This window comes from Polaribacter sp. R2A056_3_33 (assembly GCF_019278485.1).
Taxonomy (GTDB): domain Bacteria; phylum Bacteroidota; class Bacteroidia; order Flavobacteriales; family Flavobacteriaceae; genus Polaribacter.
Map to the genome: position 1 here is coordinate 1,159,444 of NZ_CP058984.1, position 21,091 is coordinate 1,180,534.

13 protein-coding genes are annotated in these 21,091 nt (G+C 31.2%); 5 read left to right on the forward strand and 8 right to left on the reverse strand.

Translation table 11 applies throughout. From position 1 onward, the window contains the following. Positions 1–25 precede the first annotated feature (25 nt). Genes H0I29_RS04925 through rnpA form a run of 3 tightly spaced genes read right to left on the reverse strand, consistent with a single transcriptional unit; the run spans position 26 to position 3,743 of the window. Positions 26–1,705: a hypothetical protein gene (locus H0I29_RS04925; protein WP_218754613.1), complete on the reverse strand. Its 1,680-nt coding sequence runs from the start codon at positions 1,703–1,705 to the stop codon at positions 26–28. 27 nt (positions 1,706–1,732) lie between these two features. After that, positions 1,733–3,364, reverse strand: coding sequence for a S41 family peptidase (locus tag H0I29_RS04930; protein WP_218754614.1), 1,632 nt, complete (start codon positions 3,362–3,364; stop codon positions 1,733–1,735). Next, positions 3,351–3,743, reverse strand: coding sequence for a ribonuclease P protein component (rnpA, locus tag H0I29_RS04935; RefSeq protein ID WP_218754615.1), 393 nt, complete (start codon positions 3,741–3,743; stop codon positions 3,351–3,353). Before rnpA ends, H0I29_RS04930 begins: the two co-directional genes overlap by 14 nt. Before the next feature lie 196 nt (positions 3,744–3,939). On the opposite strand from rnpA, the gene H0I29_RS04940 reads away from it, so the two are divergent. The 4 genes from H0I29_RS04940 (at position 3,940) to H0I29_RS04955 (ending at position 12,939) form a co-directional block, all read left to right on the forward strand. After that, positions 3,940–5,118 (forward strand): acyl-CoA dehydrogenase family protein, encoded by a 1,179-nt coding sequence (locus tag H0I29_RS04940; protein ID WP_218754616.1) that lies wholly within the window; start codon positions 3,940–3,942, stop codon positions 5,116–5,118. Between the two features lie 154 nt (positions 5,119–5,272). After that, positions 5,273–8,722: a hypothetical protein gene (locus H0I29_RS04945; protein WP_218754617.1), complete on the forward strand. Its 3,450-nt coding sequence runs from the start codon at positions 5,273–5,275 to the stop codon at positions 8,720–8,722. Positions 8,723–9,189: 467 nt separating this feature from the next. After that, complete coding sequence (locus H0I29_RS04950) at positions 9,190–11,931, forward strand: outer membrane beta-barrel protein (RefSeq protein ID WP_218754618.1); 2,742 nt, start codon at positions 9,190–9,192, stop codon at positions 11,929–11,931. A gap of 105 nt (positions 11,932–12,036) precedes the next feature. Next, positions 12,037–12,939, forward strand: coding sequence for a YihY/virulence factor BrkB family protein (locus H0I29_RS04955; RefSeq protein ID WP_218731757.1), 903 nt, complete (start codon positions 12,037–12,039; stop codon positions 12,937–12,939). A 21-nt stretch (positions 12,940–12,960) separates the two neighbouring features. On the opposite strand, the gene H0I29_RS04960 is transcribed toward H0I29_RS04955, so the two are convergent. The 5 genes from H0I29_RS04960 to H0I29_RS04980 all read right to left on the reverse strand — a co-directional run bounded on the left by H0I29_RS04960 (position 12,961) and on the right by H0I29_RS04980 (position 19,422). After that, positions 12,961–13,146, reverse strand: a complete 186-nt coding sequence (locus H0I29_RS04960) for a DUF2892 domain-containing protein (RefSeq protein ID WP_218731758.1) — start codon at positions 13,144–13,146, stop codon at positions 12,961–12,963. A gap of 18 nt (positions 13,147–13,164) precedes the next feature. After that, a complete protein-coding gene (locus H0I29_RS04965; protein ID WP_218754619.1) occupies positions 13,165–13,470 on the reverse strand; it encodes a hypothetical protein in 306 nt (101 codons plus the stop codon). 101 nt (positions 13,471–13,571) lie between these two features. After that, positions 13,572–16,766 (reverse strand): efflux RND transporter permease subunit, encoded by a 3,195-nt coding sequence (locus H0I29_RS04970; protein ID WP_218754620.1) that lies wholly within the window; start codon positions 16,764–16,766, stop codon positions 13,572–13,574. Positions 16,767–16,982: 216 nt separating this feature from the next. Then, complete coding sequence (locus tag H0I29_RS04975) at positions 16,983–18,062, reverse strand: efflux RND transporter periplasmic adaptor subunit (protein ID WP_218754621.1); 1,080 nt, start codon at positions 18,060–18,062, stop codon at positions 16,983–16,985. A 55-nt stretch (positions 18,063–18,117) separates the two neighbouring features. Then, positions 18,118–19,422, reverse strand: a complete 1,305-nt coding sequence (locus tag H0I29_RS04980) for a TolC family protein (RefSeq protein ID WP_218754622.1) — start codon at positions 19,420–19,422, stop codon at positions 18,118–18,120. Between the two features lie 259 nt (positions 19,423–19,681). Between H0I29_RS04980 and H0I29_RS04985 the strand changes: the two genes are divergently transcribed. Next, positions 19,682–21,079 carry a nicotinate phosphoribosyltransferase gene (locus H0I29_RS04985; protein WP_218754623.1) on the forward strand — a complete coding sequence of 466 codons (1,398 nt, stop codon included), beginning with the start codon at positions 19,682–19,684 and terminating at the stop codon, positions 21,077–21,079. The last annotated feature ends 12 nt before the right edge of the window (positions 21,080–21,091 follow it).

Sequence of the window (21,091 nt, forward strand, 5' to 3'; positions counted from 1 at the left end):
GATATAATATTTTAGTCTTAGACTCTTAAAAAATTTGTTCTAATATTTTTTGTGTAATCGCATATGTTGGTGTAACACCTGTCATACCTAAACCTCCAGAAGCTAATGTTGCTCCTGTTTCTAGCGGATTATCCGATGCATAATATGCATATCTTACTTTTACGTTTTTAGAAATATTTCCTCTAATTTTAGAGGCAGATTGTATTGCTTTTTGATAATGAGCACCTTCCATTTCTAAACCAATAACATTCCATGTAGAGTCATGGAAAAACTGTAACAAATCTTTATTCTGTAATGAAGTTCCTAAAACAGAAATCATAGAACCATCAAAAACTTCTACACCAAAACCTTCTAAATCTTCTTTAGATAACTCATTTTTAAATGGATAATTATCTGCAGTACCTTCAAAAATATGCGCAGTAGGAATCATAATATCTCCTTTACCACCTTCTAAAATACCTGCTTTACCCATTATAGAAACAGATTTTACATCTAAATGATTTTTCTTCTTCGTATTTTTATAAGGTTTTAAAAGCTCATCCATAGTTTCGTAAGCTTGTTCACCAAAAGCATAATCCATCACAATTATAACAGGCTTCTTATTTACAGAATTTACTTTTTCATACGGAGAATCTTCAAAATTAATTTTTTCTGTATCTATTACTTGAACGTTAATATTTGTACCAGAAGTATCTTTAATATAGATCAATCCATTTTCTGATGCATATTCTTTAACCGCTTTTTGCAAAGGCTTACTATCAGAATTACTTAATAACTGAAACAGGCCAAAACCTTCATACTCTTCGGCTTCTTTTGGCAACGCACCTTTGGCATAAATAGAATTTAATACACTGTGCATGTTGGCACTAATAATATGAATTGGTCTTTTAAGCAGACTATTTTCTTTTAGTACCTTTTTAATATTATTTGCCCAAATATCACCATAAATGTGATGTCCGATTTCTTCAATTAAAACAGAGCTAAAAGTAACTTTTCTCTTCTTATTCTCTAAAACTTCATTGATTGCTAATTTACCTAACCAATAAATTAAGTGAAAAAAACGATCTTTTTTTTCTGATGTTGCAAATGCTTTATGAATATCTATTACTTCCTCAAAAGTTCTTCCTAAAATATTACTTAAATGCGCAATAGCAACCTCTCTTTCTTGGTCGGTAATTTGTTTATTATAAATAACAATATCTTCTAAATATTTCCATTCTCTAATAAAATCTGTTCCTTCGTTTATTGTTACTCTTTTTTGAATTTTGTGAGATTCTATAAATAAAAAAGTTAAGTGTGTAAGAATATCATAAATTTCAGAACGACCACGTGTAATTTCTATATTCATTTGGTCTTTGTCTATTCTATAACAATTCCTTCTTCTTTTAGGCGGAATTATGCTTTCGAAATGAGAACTACTATAGCCTTCATCTGCAGTTAAGTTTATAAATTGGCATTCTTCAATTCCTCTCGGAAGCCTTTCTATTACATATATTAACCCGCTTAACTCAATTCTTTCTTCTGCAATTGAACCATAAATTTCTGGTCTTAATAAAAGTAAAGATTTACGTAAAGTTTCTCCAGAAATACCCATTGGCTTGTAAAAACCTCTACTAAATAAATGACGCATAGAAATATATAATTTTTCTATTGCATTTGTAGACTCGTGAGCTCTAGTTCTATCTGTTTTATTTATTTTTGTCATTTTCAATTTTAATTTTCAAATATAAAATTATTTAGCGGATAAAATTTGCTTATATTTTTCTTGGTTTTTTAATACGTTAACCGCTTCTCTTATAACCAAATCATTCTTTAATTTATGATTATATACCCCCTCATCAAAATAGTATTTATTTAGAATTTCTTCTTCAAGAACTATTTTAAGAATATCCTTATTCTTAGTGATTTCATCTACTTTATTTTTAAATAATTTTTCTTTAATTTTCTCATATTCATTAGAAATATTATTTACTGTTATAGCTTTATATGCTTCTTTAAACAAAGCTTCTTGCCTGGTAACAAATGTGGTATCTAACTCTAAATAATTAGTAAACTTATTAAAATCAGCCTCTTTAAATTCAAAATTAAGAGCACTTTCTATTGATGGATGCTGATAATAATAGTTTACAGAAAAATTAAAAATAACTTTAGAGTTTAAGATCATCTCAGTTGCTTCCGTTTTTTCTGATGTTTTAATAACTATATCTGGTAAAACACCACCTCCATCATATACTTTTCTTCCGTTTGCCGTTTTAAACTCATTGATTCCTGAATCAGAAAATTTAGGAACTTTTCCGTTTTTATCTCTATTAGCATAATCTAACTCCTGAATACATCGACCACTTGGCGTATAATACTTAGAAATTGTTAATTTTAATTGGGTACCGTATGTCAATTTTCTATAACGCTGTACCAATCCTTTTCCAAAAGAACGCTGCCCCATAATTACCGCCCTATCATAATCTTGCAAAGAACCACTTACAATTTCTGATGCCGAAGCAGAACGTCCATTTACTAAAACTACAATCGGTATCTCTAAGTCTAAAGGATCATTAGTGCTTTTATACGTATTGCTCCATTTTTTAACTTTTGCTTTTGTAGAAACAATTACCTCTCCTTTTGGTAAAAAGAAATTAGCAATATTTATAGATTCTAACAAAGAACCTCCTGGATTTCCTCTTAAATCGAAAACCAGTTGCTTCATACCTGCCTTCTTTAATTTTCTAAATGCTTTTTTTACTTCGGATGACGCTTTTTCATTAAAGCGTGTTAATACAATATACCCCGTTTCTTCATCAATCATTTCAGAAAAAGGCACTGGATTTATAACCACTTTATCCCTAGTTATTTCTTTCTGAATCCTTTTCCCTTGTCTTTCTATCTCTGCAGAAAAAGTACTATTTGGTGTTCCTTTTATCAACATAGAAAGTTGCTCACTTTCCATATCTTTTACAGATTGGCCATCAATAGAAACAATAATATCTCCAGGTTTTAAACCTGCTTTATCTGCCGAATATCCCTTAAAAATTTCTTTAATCTGAATTCCTTGTTTTATATAATAAACAGAAACTCCAATACCGCCATACTCTCCTTCTCTTAAGATTTTTGCATTTTCTACATCTTGCTCATTGTAAAAATTGGTATAAGGATCTAAATCTTTAAGCGTATTTTTAATAGCGCTATTTGTTAATTCTGCAGGGTTAATTTCATCTACATAATACATATTTAACTCTTTAAATAATGTATTGTAAATTTCAATTTGCTTGGCAACCTCAAAGAATTTCGATTTAAATGCAAACGATAAAAAGATTGTTCCTACTAAAAGAACAATAATTGTATTTTTTGAAAACTTAAACCTCTTCATTTTTTTTATTTTTTACTTCACTAACAAACCGAGTTAGTAATTTTTCCATTTTTAAGAATATCTCGTCATAAGTACATTTATCTTTCCCAATATACGAAATCATAAAAACATAAGGTTGCTCTAAATTATTGTAGACAATTTCTTTTTGCAAACGATAAGATTCTCGCATTAACCGCTTAATTCTATTTCTGTCTACAGCCAGTTTAAAATTACGTTTAGGAACAGAAACTCCCACTTGAGCTGGGAATTCTGAGGTATGATCTGTTTGTAAATAAATCATTCTAAGAGGATACGCCTTCACAGAACTTCTCTCTACATAAAGTTTTTCTATGAGCTTTTTACTTTTTAAACGCTCTTCTTTTCCTAAGGTATGCTTCATGCATACAAACTTAATAGAAATCATCTACTTTTTATAGATTTTGTATCTTTAACTTTCATATTTATTGCTTTATTAAAGTTTCATTTCTGATAAATGAAAACATAAATATTAAACAATAATAAATACATTTGTTTAAAAACACACATATTGTTCAAAAAATAAGATTAAATTCGAATCCATTTTTAGATGTAAACTTATGAAACAAGATCTTTTTCAAGCACCAGATTATTATAATCTAGATGATTTATTATCCGAAGAACACAAACTAGTAAGAACTGCAGCTCGAGAATGGGTAAAACGAGACGTTTCTCCTATTATTGAAGAGTATGCTCAGAAAGCAGAATTTCCAACTCAAATTATTAGTGGTTTGGCAGAAATTGGTGCTTTTGGCCCTTACATTCCTTCAGCATATGGTGGTGCAGGATTAGATCAAATTTCTTACGGATTGATTATGCAAGAAATTGAACGTGGAGATTCTGGAGTTCGTTCTACTGCTTCTGTACAATCTTCATTAGTAATGTATCCTATTTATAAATATGGAAATGAAGCACAACGTAAAAAGTATTTACCAAAGTTAGCTTCTGGCGAGTGGATGGGCTGTTTTGGATTAACAGAACCAAACCATGGTTCTAACCCTAGCGGAATGGAAACCAAGTTTAAAGATATGGGAGATCATTATCTTTTAAATGGTGCAAAAATGTGGATTTCTAACGCTCCTTTTGCTCAAGTTGCAGTGGTTTGGGCAAAAAATGAAGAAGGTAGAATTCATGGTTTATTGGTAGAACGCGGAATGGAAGGTTTTACTACGCCTACCACACATAATAAATGGTCTTTGCGTGCATCTGCAACAGGAGAACTTATTTTTGATAATGTAAAAGTGCCTAAAGAAAATTTATTACCTAATAAATCTGGACTCGGAGCACCTTTAGGTTGTTTAGATTCTGCAAGATTCGGAATTGCTTGGGGCGCAATTGGTGCTGCAATGGATTGTTACGATACCGCCTTACGTTATTGTAAAGAACGCGAACAGTTTGGCAAACCGATTGGTCAATTTCAACTACAACAAAAAAAATTAGCTGAAATGATTACTGAAATCACCAAAGCACAATTATTAGCATGGAGATTGGGTACTTTAAAAAATGAAGGGAAAGCAACTTCCGCTCAGATTTCTATGGCAAAAAGAAATAATGTAGACATGGCTGTTCATATTGCAAGAGAAGCTAGACAAATGTTAGGCGGAATGGGCATTACTGGAGAATATTCTATAATGCGACACATGATGAATCTGGAAAGTGTAATTACCTATGAAGGTACTCATGACATCCACTTATTAATTACAGGTTTAGACGTAACAGGTTTAAGTGCTTTTAAGTAGTTTTTTAACATTTAGTTAAACGTTTAACAAATGTTGAAATTAAGACAAAAATCAATAAAACGATTTATTTTTAACAAGAGTTAAATACTTAATGTATCAGTAACTTAGCAATGAAAAATTTATGGTATTTTTATAAGAGTTTAAAAATATCATTATGCAAGAAACTAGAAATGACATTATTCAGTTTATCAACTTACAATTGGCTTCATTAGGACAACCTACTTTTAAAGACAAACCAGAAAATTCTATTCAATTTTTAGATCCAAAATTTGAGGAATTAACTAGCAGTCTTATTAAAAGCATCAAGCAAAGATCGAGATTATTATCGAACCATCTTTCTCCTGTAGATTCAAGAATACAAGCATTTATTAATGATTATTTAAAAGAAGTCTCTATTAATAAATCTCTTGTAATACCAAACAGCACATTGGTATTAACTAAAAAAGGACAAGCAAGAGAACTTAGTTTACCTCCAGATGGTGATTCTTTTAAAAGTAATTTAGTTACTACTAGTAGAATAAAACAAGGTATTTTAAACAACCCTTTAAACGATAAAAGAACAACAAAGGGAACTTTTCATATTGTAGAAGGTAGCTTACCTGTACCATTAGACAAAAAAGAAGTTCCGCAAGAAACTTTTGCGCATTTATTACATTCAGCTTTTAATCCTTCGGATAATTTAAAAACACTTCCATTTACTTCTAGCCAAGATAAACAAGCCAAAGTAATGGTTTCTTCACTTTTAAGACCTGTGGTTTGTCCGGAAGTAAAAGGAGTAATCTCAGAAAAATCATTAGAAGTTCGCTTTTTTGTACCAGGAAACTTAGTAAGTAATTTAGATTTTGTAGAGTCTATTTTCGGCAATGCCGGAGACCATAACTTATCACAAAATGATGCTGCTTTAGATACAGAACATTGGACAGGACATACTGGCTGTATTGTTCTAGCGCCACAATTAAAAGAATTAAAAAAGAAAGATGTTGGCTTACCTCATTTTAATGATGCCACAGAACGTCAGAAAAAAGACGGCATGTGTTGGGAAAATGAAGAGGAACTTTATAATGAAGGTGGTGCTTTTAAAATTACCTGTAGAGATGATAGAGGTGTTGTAGTTACCCTAATTGCAGATAATTATTACGGTTATTCTAAAAAAGAAATAAAAACTCAAATTAGTTATTCTGCCAACCTATTTGGTTTGGTAGAGGAAGAACATGCAGGTGGTGCCATTGCATTTGCTAGAAGAGTTATGGGCGATACCGTAGATGGTAAAGTGCAATCTGAGTTTTATAACTTTAAGCATACTTTTGAAGGTGTAAAACAACTTTTAGGAGATACCATAGAGGTAAAACCAGAAAACTATGCGGTAGATAAAAAATACCCAAATATTGTTTACATTCCAGAGTTTGCATACATAAACACTAATACCAACAGCATTACTTGGATGCATAAAAGTAAAGAGCAGAAATTAACATTGTCTCCTTACAAAACTTACATACACCCTACGGGAAGTAAATTAAAATTAGAAAAACATAAATCCATCGATTTATGGAGAATTATAGAAACATTTGCAGAAGGTGTTTTTTGCCATAAACCATGTACAGTTTCTGGTGGTGGTAAATCTGAGATATCTAAACCAATGCAAAATGCTATTACGTATAGTACTTTTAACATTCATAATATAGAAGAAGACTTTAAAAAAGCAGACGAAATTATAGAGTATGTTTATTCTAATCGATGGAAAGTAAAAGATCCAAACAGACCAATTTCTAGATCTTTTTTAAGTGAAAAAAGAACGTTAAGTTCTGCTGTTAAACTATTAATTCCGTCGAAACATAATTCAGATGAGTTCAATCAATTTTTAGAAGAAATTCCGGTACACATTCGTTCTTTAGTCCTTTTTGTAAAAAGGTTATACAGACAAGCACACGGAACTTTAAATTGGAAAGAGTATATGTCTGTTGAAATTATCAACGGAAAAAAAGGAACGAGTTTACTATACAATAACACACCTGTTGTTGGTAGTTATGTTCGTATTGGTTTTAATGAACAAGGAAATTGGATGTTAAACAAATTACGTTCAGATTTTTCTCCTTCAGAAAAAGTACAAACAGAAGACGATATAACAGCTTCTATTACCATACCTAGAAATCAATTAAAAAACTTAAACCCAGAATTCACTAATAAAAGTTTAAAGCTATTAACCAATTGCGAGGCACACCTTTTTCAGAGACCAGATGAAGCGGTAGTAAGAGGTTACGATAAAGCTGCCGAATTAGATTTAGTAACAAACGGCCGTTTTTTAACCAACTACGAATTATTAAAGAAAGAAGACGCTATTGCTTTATACGAAGACACTATCAACTTTGATAAATACACACAACCGGTTAAAGATTTTATTGAAAGTATTGTTAAAAGTGATAAAAAAGAACAGTTTTTTGCATTGCCTTCTCATACAAGAATTGTAAATGGTGAACCTACCAAAAACCCTCGTTATTTAGAGCCTTGTAAAAATGTTGTAGAAACTGAAGAAACTTACTTAGCGGATATTGGTGTTCGTTTGGTAAGAAAAATTAACTTAAATGAACCAGTACATCATGTTGTAAATGCGGTTTTAACAGGTAGAAGAAATAATCCTGTAGATAAAGCTGCAGGAATAAGACCTTTGGCTGTTTACAACCCAATTCATTACCAAGAAGCACCAGAATTATTTATGGATTTTATCTGTAGTTTAACAGGTAAATCTCCATCTACAACAGGTGCCGGAACTGAAGGCGCTTTAACAAAAGCACCTTTTAACATGCTTACTCCAACTACCGATTTAAACAATGCGTTGTTATCTCATATTTTAACAGAATCTAACGGATTTAGCACCGCTGCAGGTTACGTTGGCGCAGAAAACAAGATAGATCATGACGTAAGTTTACTAATCCCTGAAATTTGGGCTAGATTAGAACCAAAAGACAGAGATCCTAAAGAGTTAATTGAGAATGGTTCTTTAGAAAAAATTAATGATTTTGAATACGAAGGTGAAACTATTTTAGCGAGTAGACTAGGATACAGAATTACAAAAACTTTTTCTTACAGATGTCTTAATAGAATTTTTGATGAACCTACAGCTGTTTTTAGCGAAAGAATGCTAAAACCAGAATTACAAGGTTTAGAGGATTATGTAGACGGAATTAAAAATATTGTAGAAGCACAACAAAAAGTTGCTTTAAACTATTTTGAAGATGGTAGTATCGCTGCTGCAATTCCGCCTTTAAAAGTTCTATTACACATTATGGCGTATGGAAGTTATAAAGGAAAAAACATTAGTGATCCTGAATTACGTGAGTTATTTAGTAGGGATTATGTTGTTAATAGTGATTGGTACAAAGAAAGATTAGCACTAAAACAACAGAAAGATATTACATTTTACAAAAATCAAATAAAATATTCTGAAGACTTTATTGCAAACCCTTATAACAATTCTATTGCTTCAGAAATGGATATTAATACACGATTAGAAAACTTAAAACTACAATACAAACATGTAATTTCTAATGAATATTTAGAAGGTTTAATGGGGACAATTGGTACAGATCCTTTATATAGAAAAGGATAACAACTAAATTATGCTAAGAAGCTTTTAGCAAAATATGAGGGCATCGCTTACAGTTGATGCCCTTTTTTTTATACTTATTACAACAGCTACTCTTTGGTTTTATGCAACTAGACGAACAAACACTATCACATACGGATGTATTTAACATAGAAACTACGGGCTTACTCTCAGTATAAAAAACAATCATCTTAAATAATTATGTGACAAATATAGTCTTTATTTAGAATAAATAAATATAACAAAACGATAAAATTACTAATTTCTCATACTTACCAAGTTTTTATCACATCATCTTCAACGTTTTACCCTTACAAATTAGATTTAAAATTTTTAAAAAAAGAGAAAAATGGCACACCATCCAAACCCTAAAGTTTTGTTAAAAACCTGTATTTATCAATTCTTTAATTAAACCTTTGCTTCTTTATCTAGTTTCATTTGTTCACACCTCATTTAATCAACCAATAATAATGAAGAAAGTTCTTTTACTCATCTGCTTAATTTTTACTTGTATCACCTATTCTCAAACTAAAGAATTTAAAATTACTGGTACAATAACATCACTAGAAGACAATGAATTGCTAGAATCTGCAACCGTACATGCAGAACGTTTAAAAGACAGCAGTATTATTTCTTATACAATAACCGACGCTAAAGGTTATTTTAATGTTGAAGGTAAAACAGCAGATAGCCAAATAAAATTAGTAGTTTCATATATTGGTTATAAACCGTACACAAAAATAATTAATACAAAAAACCAGCATGTTGGTAATTTAAACTTAGAACTAGCTAATGCATTAGATGCTGTTGTTATTAGATCAAGTGCTCCCATCACCATAAAAAAAGATACCGTAGAATTTAATGTAAAGTCTTTTAAAACAAAGAAAGATGCCAATGTAGAAGATTTATTAAAAAAACTACCTGGAGTAGAAGTCGATGATGAAGGAGCAATTACGGTAAACGGAAAATCTGTGAATAAAATACTTGTTAACGGAAAGCCTTTCTTTGGAAACGACCCAACCATTACAACCAGAAACCTTACCAAAGATATTATTGAAAAAATACAAATTTCAGATACAAAAACCAATGCACAAGCGTTTGCTGGTGAAGATTCTGATGGAGAAAATAAAACGATAAACCTGACTATTAAAAAAGAAAATAATAAAGGGTATTTTGGTAAAACTGCTGCAGGAATTGGTACAGACGGAAGGTATGAATATGCAGGTATGGCAACTCGTTTTAAAGGAAGTGAACGAATAGGACTTTTAGCCGGTGGTAATAATATAAACTCTCCTGGTTTTAGTTTTGGAAATCAAAGATTGCAATTTGGTGGAAATAACAGAAGTTTTGGAGGCGGACAAGGTATTGTTACTTCTAACAACTATGGTTTAAATTACATAAACGCTTTTGGTAAAATGTTTGAACTTTCTAGTGATTACTTCTATAAAAATAGTGAATCCGACAATAAAACAACTAGTAACAGAGAAACATTCTTAGCCGACGGAACAAGCTTTTCTACAAATTCTTACAACACTTCTTTTAATGAAAGTGACAGCCATGATGCAAGTGTAGATTTTGAAATTGAAATTGACAGTACTTTTAGAATTGACATAGAATCTAATTTTAATGCAGATATTAACAAAAACACATATACAAGTAATTCAGAAAGTTTTAATAACAGCAATGCGCTAACAAACGATTCTAACTCTAACTCAATTGCAGATTCTAATAGCAAAAATTTTAATAATGAAGTAAATTTAACCAAAATGTTTGGCAGTAGAGGTGCTTTTTTAAGAGTAGAATTGACAGCAAATATTGATAAATCTGAAACAGAAGATTTAGTGAAATCTGAAACCAATATTTATGGTGACACACCAAATCAAATACTTAGAGACCAATATTCCGATGGAAATACAGACAAAACGGAAATTGGAAGTGAGGTTACGTATCGTTTTCCAATAATATCAAGACTATTATTTTTTGATGTTGGTTATGAATATTCAAACACAAAAACAACAAAAATAAGAAGTACGTTTAACTTGGATCAAAACACCAACGATTACACAGATTTCAGTAGCTTATTAAGTACCGATTTCGAATATCAAGACAATGTTAAAAAACCACGTGCAAAATTATCTTTCCGAAATGAAAAATGGTCTACTTCTGCAGATATTGCTTACGTAAACAGAACTTTAAAAAACACAGATTTTTTAAGGCCAGAAACCAATTTAGAAAGAGAATTTAATAACTTAGAATACGGATTAGGGCTTCGTTTTAGAAAAAACAGAACCAGTAGCTATCGTCTTAGATATAACTTTAAAAACGGAACACCTTCTTTATCTCAATTACAACCATTTAGAGATGAATCTAATCCTTTAAATAATGTAACTGGTAATCCAGAATTAGATCCTACGAAAACACATAGTATTCGTTTTGGAGTATCCAATTTTAATTGGCAAGAAAGAACTGGTTTTTGGGCTTTTGGTAACGCTACTATAACAAATGATAGAGTCGTAGCAAACACTATAGTAGATCAAAATACACTTATTAGAGAAACTTCTTATGCTAACGTAGATGGTTTTTATAGCCTACAAGGTGGTGGAAGTTATAGTGTAACCAAAAAATGGGAAGATTTTGGTAGTTTAAAATCAGAATTTACGATTTTTGGAAACCTTAATAAAAACATTAACTTTAACAATGGTGTACAATATTCTAGTAAAGCAACGTCTATTTCTCCAAGAATTGGTTTTGATTTTATGTGGGATGATGTGTTTGAAATTAGACCATCTTATTCTGTTTCATTTAACAAAAACACTTACGATATAGATAGTTTTAGTGATAAAAACTTTACAAGTCATGATGTTTTAATAAGCACCTCTACTTTTTTACCCAAAAAGTTAGAATGGAGAAACGATGTTAACTATAACTATAATCCAAATATTGCAGACGGATTTCAAAAAAGTGCTTGGTTTTGGAATACAACTTTACGTTATTCAATCTTAAAAGATCAAGGAGCAGTTGGTATTAAAGTATATGATATTTTAAATCAGAATACAAATGCAAGAAGAGTCGCTACAGAAGATTATATTCAAGATTCTTCTAGTACTGTTTTAAAACAATACGCAATGTTAACCTTTACCTGGAAATTTAATAGTTTAGGAGGAGCAGGTAAAAAGTTTGAACCATCAAGAGAAAGAAGATATAGAGGATAAAGTATAAATCTTAATACTTTTCTTTTACTAAGAACTTTAAAAGTAACAAAATACACATCTAAAAAATAATTATAGATCTATAATTATTCTGTAATTTTGCTATGTATGACAGATAAAAAAGAAAATACAGAAAGAAAAAAATTTAAACTAACACATTTACCTGAGTTATTGTTAACAAGTGCAAAAGCCTGGTTTAAAGATGACCCCTTTAATAAAGCTGCAATTATTGCTTATTATGCAATACTCTCTTTACCTGCACTACTAATTATTATATTTAACCTTGTTGGTTCTATTTGGGGGAAAGAAATAGTAGAAGGACAAATTTTAAACGAAATATCTAACGCTATTGGTGCCGAAACGGCAGAAACAATAAAAGGAATGATGGTTAATGATGGAAATAAAAAAACGTCATTATTTACTACCATCATTGGTATTGCAACTTTACTATATGGTTCTACAGGTGTATTTTTTCAAATACAAAATATTTTAGACACCATTTGGGATGCTAAACCTAGATTTAAAAATGGTGTTTTAGAAACTGTTTTTGTAAGATTAAAAAGTTTTGGTTTTATCTTAATTATTGTTTTCTTACTACTAATAAGTCTCGTTTTAACATCACTACTTAGTACTTTTGGAGAAAATTTAAAAAATATTATTTCTAATGAATTAGTAAATTCTATTTTCACGTTGGATATTTTTATTTCCTTAGCTTCTATTTATTTTGTTTTTGCAGCGATGTTTAAAATTCTACCAAATGCAAATGTACCATGGAGAGCTGTTAGAATTGGTGCTTTGTTAACCTCAATTCTTTTTGTTGTTGGTAAATATTTACTTGCAATTTACTTTAGCGAAGTAGAACCAGGTTCTACCTATGGTGCCGCTGGCTCTATAATATTAGTAATGCTATGGGTTTCTTACACTAGTTTGATTCTCTTCTATGGAGCACACTTTACAAGAGCTTATTCAATAAAATATCTTTTAAAACAACCAGAAAAAATTATCGAATAAGTCTCTATTTTAAATCAAATCTTATTTTTTAACGCCTAATTTCACTAGAATGGTTTCTAATAAACACCATTTGGTAAAAGCAGACTGAATTAAATTTACTCCTATAAATACCGTAAACCACATCCAATTAGGACTCACATAAACAGAAAGCACCACACTTAATAAAACCATTACCCCTACTATAACTCTAAAATATTTATTTAACATTCTTTATCTTTTTTAATTTTATATAAACCTTTCTATTGGTAAAACAATTGCTTTTAAAGGATTATTTGTTTCTATATTTTTATTAAAATCTTCTATAAACACAAATAAACCATCTATTTTTTCTGCTTCTGTAAAAGAGAAAAACATAATAGATTCATTACCGTTCTTCTCTGAAGAAAACCAACTAGAAGCCTTTAATAATTGAGGTACATTTTTATGACCATCAATATCTGAACTACTAAAGTTTTCAATATTTGCTTTCTTGAAGATTTTTAAAACCTCCTTTTGAAATTCTTCTACTGCTGTAACAATTACTAATTTCATAAGTTTTTTTCTTTTCTACTTCCCGTAGATCTCACGGATAATCGCAGATTTTTATGGAACTCTTCTGCGTGAATCTGCGCAATCTGCGAGAGAATTAATTACTATTTATAATTTTTCTTCTCTATCATATAATACACCAACGGCACAACTAACAATGTTAATACCGTAGAAACAATCGTTCCTCCCATTAAAGATATTGCTAGTCCTTGAAAAATAGGGTCAAACAAAATAACAAATGCGCCAATAACAACGGTTCCTGCGGTTAACAAAATTGGTGTTGTTCTTACTGCTCCTGCCTCAATACAAGCTTGTTTTAAAGGAATTCCCTCATCCGTTCTTAAGTTGATAAAATCTATCAGTAAAACAGAATTCCGAACCATAATTCCTGCCAGTGCAATCATTCCAATAAAAGAAGTTGCTGTAAAAAAGGCACCCATAATCCAGTGTCCTAAAATAATTCCTATTAATGATAACGGAATTGCAACCATCATAACAATTGGTGCTTTAAAGTTTTGAAACCATCCAACAATTAAAATATAAATTAAGATGATAGCTCCCAAAAATGCAATTCCTAAATCTCTAAAAACCTCTAAAGTAATTTGCCATTCTCCATCCCATTTCACAGTGTAATTATCTTCAAAATCTGGTTGTCCCAAATACATTTCATCCAACTTATACCCTACAGGAAGTTTTATTTCTTTCAATTTTTCTTCCATTCCTAAAATAGCATATGCCGGACTTTCTAATTCTCCTGCCATATCTGCCAATACATAAACCACACGTTTTTGGTTTTTTCTATAAATACTTTTTGCGGCAATTGTTTCTTTAATCTCTACCAAATCTGCAATAGGAACCATATTCCCTTGTTTCGATTTTACTTTTAACTGCGAAATATCAGAAATAGTAGACTTTTCTTTTTCATCTAAACTCAATACCAAACCAACCTGATTCACCGCATTTTCATCATACAAAGTAGTAATTGCACGGTTAGACAAAGCCATATTCATGGTGTACGCAATTTGCTGCGGAACAACTCCATACAACATGGCTTTTTCTTTATTAATTTCAAATTGATATTCAGTTTGGTCATCTTCTACCATCCAATCAATATCTACCACATCTTCTGTGTTCTTTAAAATATTCTGAACACTATTTGCTATCTTAATTTGCTCATTATAATCGGGTCCATAAACCTCAGCAACAATAGTAGATAATACTGGAGGTCCTGGTGGTACTTCTACCAACTTCACATTTGCATTGTATTTTGCTGCAATTCGTTGTATTTCTGGTCTTAATAATTTTGCAATTCCATGACTCTGAATTGTTCGTTCTCCCTTATCAACCAAATTCACTTGAATATCTGTCATATTAGAACCTCCACGTAAATCGTAATGACGTACCAAACCGTTAAAAGTTATCGGTGCAGAAGTACCAATGTAGTTTTGATAATTAACCACTTCTGGTCTTGTTGCTAAATACTGTGCAATTTCTTGAGTTACAACTCCTGTTCTTTCTAAAGTGGTGCCTTCTGGCATATCAATTACCACCTGAAACTCGTTTTTATTATCAAATGGCAACATTTTTACAGCAACAGAATTTGTGAAAAACAACACCATTGTTGCCATTAAAACCACAAATGTTCCTCCTAAAAATAACCATCTTTTTGTTTTATTTTCAATTAAAGGTCTTTCAAATTTGTTATAAATTCTATATATAAAAGTTTCTTCTAATTGTTTTTCGACTTTTTCTACACCACCTTTTTTATCTTTTTCTCTTAAGAAAATATATCCTAAATAAGGTGTTATGGTTAAGGCTACAAATAATGACAAAATCATTGCAATTGATGCTCCAATTGGCATTGGCGCCATATAAGGTCCCATTAAACCAGACACAAAAGCCATTGGTAAAACAGAAGCTATAACAGTAAATGTTGCTAAGATTGTTGGGTTTCCAACTTCGTTAATTGCATACAAAGCCGCTTGTTTAAAAGGCAGACGTTTCATCTTAAAATGTCGGTGCATATTCTCTGCAATAATTATGGAATCATCCACCACAATACCTGTTACAAACACCAATGCAAACAACGTAATTCTGTTTAACGTATAATCCATCATATAATAACTCAACAACGTTAACGCAAACGTAATTGGCACGGATAAAAACACCACCAAACCACCACGCCAGCCCATTGCTAACATAACAACCAAAGTAACTGCAAAGATAGAACCAATCAAATGCCACAACAGCTCAGAAACTTTATGAGAAGCGGTTTCTCCATAATTTCTTGTAATTTCTACGTGTACATCATCCGGAATTAAAGTTGTACGTAAATGATTTACTTTTGTTAAAATAACCTCAGCAATTTTCATAGCATCGGCTCCTTTTCTTTTAGCAACAGAAATAGTTACTGCCGGATATTCAGATTTATAAGTATTGGCTTTTTCACTTGCTTTTCCGAAACCTAAAGACACATAATTCTGTGGAATTTCTGGTCCATCAACAATATTAGCAATTTGTTTTAAGTAGATTGGTCTATTCTGTTGTACGCCAACCACTAAATTTTCAACATCTGCAGCAGAAGCTAAAAACTTACCTGTTTTTACTAAAAATTCTGTATCACTTTTATCAAAACTACCTGCACTTAATTGTGTGTTATTGGCTTTTATCATTTCAGAAACTGATAAGAAATCCAATCCGCTTGCAGCCAATTTATCTTTGTCTAAAACCACACGTAACTGACGGTTTCTACCACCAATTTTATGCGTAATAGAAACATCATTTACCTTCTTAATTTCCGATTCTAACTCTTGCGCCATTTGGCTTAATTGATAATCGCTATAGTTTTCGCTCCACAACGTTAACCCCAACATTGGCACATCATCAATAGCGCGCGTTTTAACCAACGGAAACGTAACACCAGCAGGCATTTGATCCATGTGCTTGTTAATTTCATTGTATAACTTTACAAAAGAACGCTCAATATCTTCACCCACATAAAACTGCACAATTACCATTGCTTTCTCGTTCATAGACGTAGAATACACATACTCTACACCTTTAATATTCGAGATTAATTTTTCTAAAGGTTTTACCACGCGCGTTTCTACCTCGGTAGGACTCGCACCAGGATATCCGACAAAAATATCTGCCATTGGCACATCAATTTGCGGCTCTTCTTCTCTCGGAATTAAAAACGAAGCATACACACCAACCACCATAAAAACGATCATTAGCAATACGGTTAATTTTGATCCAATAAAGACTTTTGCAATTTTTCCAGCTAAACCTTCTTTCATATTATTAATATTTTGGGCGTTTTAACAGGCTATCCGTTACAATCTTTTTTCTTGTGCTGAATTAATTTCAGCATCTTTAAATTTAAGCTAAATGCTTTTTTAAAAGAGATACTGAAACAAGTTCAGTATAAAAAAAAGGATTTTCACTTCTATCCTTAACGCGATAATTCTTGATTACTATTATAATTCAGACTTGTAATTGTGACTGAAAACTATTTACTGAATACTTATCTTAGCTCCGTTGAATAATTTTCCTTCCGCAGAAACTATGTAAGATTCATCAGCATTTAAACCCGATAAAACGGCAACATTGTTTCCATAAGTTCTTCCTAAACGCAACCAACGTAATAATGCTGTATTACTTTCACTTACTGTATAAACGCCAGATAATTGACCATTGGTAACAATTGCATCCGTAGGAATTAAAACCAATTCTGATGTTGTTTTTCTCTCTACCGGAAACTGTACCGTAGCAAACATTCCAGATAAAATAGACACCTCTGTTTTATCTAAATTAATTTTCACTAAATATTGTCCTCCTGTATTTTTAGCAGAAGTACTTACTTCCGTAACTTTTCCTTTTAGTGTTTTATCCATAGATTTCACCAAAATATTTACAGTTGTTCCTTTTTTAATTTGTGAGATCTCTGTTTCAGGAACCATCGCAATTACTTCAAACTCATCAGGAGCTTCTAAACTAATTAAAGGCATCCCTGGATTTGCCATATCTCCTACTTCAATATTTTTACTAGTAATAACACCACTAAAAGGAGCCGTAATATTAGAATATGCAAACTGTGCATTAATTTCGTTTTTCATTTGATTGGCAGATTCTAAACCTGCTTTTGCCATTTGGTAATTAGCAGTCATGTCATCCATTTCTTTCTGAGTAACACTTTTACTTTCATACAAATTTTTAAAACGATTGTAATTTTTCTCTGCATTTGTAAAAGCCGTTTTAGCTTGTGTAATACCTGCGTTTACTTGTCCTTTTTTTGCTTGTAAATCTGTATTGTTAATAGAAACTAACAACTGACCTTTTCTAACTTTGTCGCCAACATTTACATGCACATTTTTAACGTAACCCATCATTCGAGTACTTAAATCTGCACTATTAGTTGCCTCAATTTTTCCGCTTACAGACAAAAACGGTGTGTTGCTATTTACAGCAACTTTACTAACTTTTACAGCAATTGCTGGTGTAGTATCTACTGCTACTTTTTTTTCTTCACTGCCACAACTCGTTATTAATAATGATGTTGTAAATATTGCTATTATGTATATGTATTTTTTCATTTGTATTGGTTTTATTTTTTTACTGAAAACGGCGACTACTTACTGCCAACTATTTCTATTGCTTGGTTAAAAACTCTAAATAAGTTTGTGTAAAATTATATTCGAAAATTGTCTGATAATATTCTAGTTGCTTTTGTGCAAATTGAGTTTCTGCCATTAGTAAATCGGATGTTTTTTCTAAACCTTCTTTAAATCTATTTTTTCTAATTCTTAAAGATTCTTCTGATTGTTGTACTGCTAAATCCGTTAACTCTAATCTGTTTTTTGCATCAACCAATTGGCGCTTTACTTTATTCAATTCTAAATTACTTTTAGATACATATTGATTGTATTCTAACTTAGATTTCTCAAACTCGGCTTTACTTTTTTGAGCTTTTCCAAAACGTTTAGAACCCTGAAAAATATCCCAACTTAATTGTGCGCCAATTAAATATCCGTTTGCTTCACCCTGGAATACTTTGTTATCATACATTTCATAACTTCCAAAGGCATTTAAACGCGGTAGAAAAGCCATTTTATCTGCTTTATTCATTGTTTCATAAGCCTTAGAAGCTAAATGCATCGCTTTTATATCTGCTCTATTTTCAGAAATGGTTTTATCATCAACATTAAAACTAGAAACAGTTAAACTTTCTGTTGGTTTGTAAACAACATAGCTTTCGTCATTCACTAAAAATGATAAATAGTTAGAGGCGTTTTGCACATTACTTTTAGTTGTTTGCAATTGATTTTTAACTTCTGTAACTCTTATTTCTACATTTAAAACATCAGCTTGCTGTAAAAAACCTTGCTTAAAACTATTGTCTGCCATTTGTTTATTCGCCTTTGCTGCTTCTAATGCTTTTTCTAAAACAGCTACTGCTTTGTACGCTAATTGTAATTGCATGTATGCTTTTTCTACTTCGAAGGCTAAATAATCTTGCGTTCTTTCCGTTTTTAAAGACATCGCTTCCATTTTAGTTTTGGCAGCTTTACGTTGATAAAAGCCATCTAAATTAATTAATGGTTGCTGAATTTCTATCTTCGTTGCAAAGTTCCTAGTCGTTGTAGGATCGTTTAACAAAGCAGGATTAAAATCATTTGCAGTTAATATTTCTTGATTCAATTTAGATCCAAAAGACATTAACGGATTTGTAGTTGAAATACCTGTATGACTTGCTGTAATGTTTGGTAAAAACACCGCATTTGTTTGTCTGTAATCTGCTTTAGAAGCGTTAAATTCTTCCTTAGAAATTTGAATAGTTGTATTATTTTCTACAACTTTAGCTAAGACTTCTACTTTCGAAATTGGTTTTATCTCTTGTGCTTGTAAAAACAAGGTTCCTACAAAGAGAAAAAGTATAAATAGTGTATTTTTCATGTATCATTCAATTATCTGAGGCAAAAGTACATTAGACAATTTCTTTAGTAAGTAACATAAGTTACCGAGCAAAGAATCATTATTTGTTAGATTTGAATTCTTATTTTAAGAGACACAAGTACTCACCTATTACAAATAGAATTCTGAGTAGTTATCAGAATTATGTCAATATTTAAAATAAAGGAATGCATTTTTTTTCTGAAGGCTTAGGAATAATATCTCATTTTTAAATACCTTCACATTTTAAAACCAAATCGGCATGAATATTACAGCGTCTTATACAGATCTTTATCAACTTACCATGGCTCAAGTCTATTTTAAGACGAAACCAGATGGACGAGCGATCTTTGATTATTATTATCGCCACAACCCTTTTAATGGTGGCTATTCTATTTTTGCAGGATTAGAAGATGTGTTAAATGTTTTGGAAAATTTTAAATTCTCTACTTCTGATATTGAATATTTAAAACAGCATGGCTTTGAAAATGATTTTTTAGAATACTTAAAGAATTTTAGTTTTAAAGGAACTATTTTTTCAAGTAAAGAAGGTGATGTTGTTTTCCCTAATCGTCCTATTTTACAAGTAGAAGCTAATATTATTGAAGCACAGATTATAGAAACTTTTTTACTAAACATTCTTAATTTTCAGACTTTAATAGCAACAAAAGCAAGTAGAATTAGATATAGTGCAAAAGAGGAGGTTTTATTAGATATGGGCTTACGTCGTGCACATGCAACTGGAGGATATTATGCCTCAAGAGCTGCTATAATTGGTGGTTTTGATAGCACAAGTAATGTGGCTGCAGCTAAAGATTACAACATTCCGTCTACAGGTACAATGGCGCACTCATTCATACAAAGTTATAAAGAAGAAATACAAGCATTTCGAGATTTTGCAAGCATACGACCAAAAGGCTGTGTACTTTTAATAGATACCTACAACACATTAAAAAGTGGATTACCAAAAGCAATTACAGTAGCCAAAGAAATGGAAGCTAGAGGAGAAAAATTACTTGGAGTCCGTTTAGATAGTGGAGATTTGGCATATTTATCTAAAAAAACGAGAGAAATTTTAGACGAAGCCGATTTAGATTATGTAAAAATTGTAGCCTCTAATCAATTGGATGAATATGTTATAAAAAGTCTTAAAGAACAAGGAGCTCCTATTGATATTTTTGGTGTTGGAACTAATTTAGTTACAGGAAATCCTGATGCTGCCATGGACGGTGTTTATAAATTATCTGAATACAATGGAGAGCCAAGAATTAAGCTTTCTGAAAACATTATAAAAGTATCATTACCTTACAAGAAACAGGTTTATAGAATGTTAGATGATAAAGGCATGTTTTATGGTGCGGATGCTGTAGTAGTATATAAAGAAGGCGAAGTAGCGAAAATAGAACACCCTTTTGATGCTACAAAGAGTTTAAAATTAGAAGGTTTTAAACAAGAACAGTTGCTAGAGAAAGTTATGGAAAATGGAAAAAAAACAGTCCCTTCTCGCTCTGTTTCTGAAATTGCTGCATATTCTCAATCTCGTTTAGAACTGCTTCCACATGAATATAAACGTTTTCAAAATCCACATATTTACAAAATAGGATTGAGTTTAAAACTAAAACAAGACCGTGATCAATTGATACAAGAACATCAATTCTAAATTCAATATTCA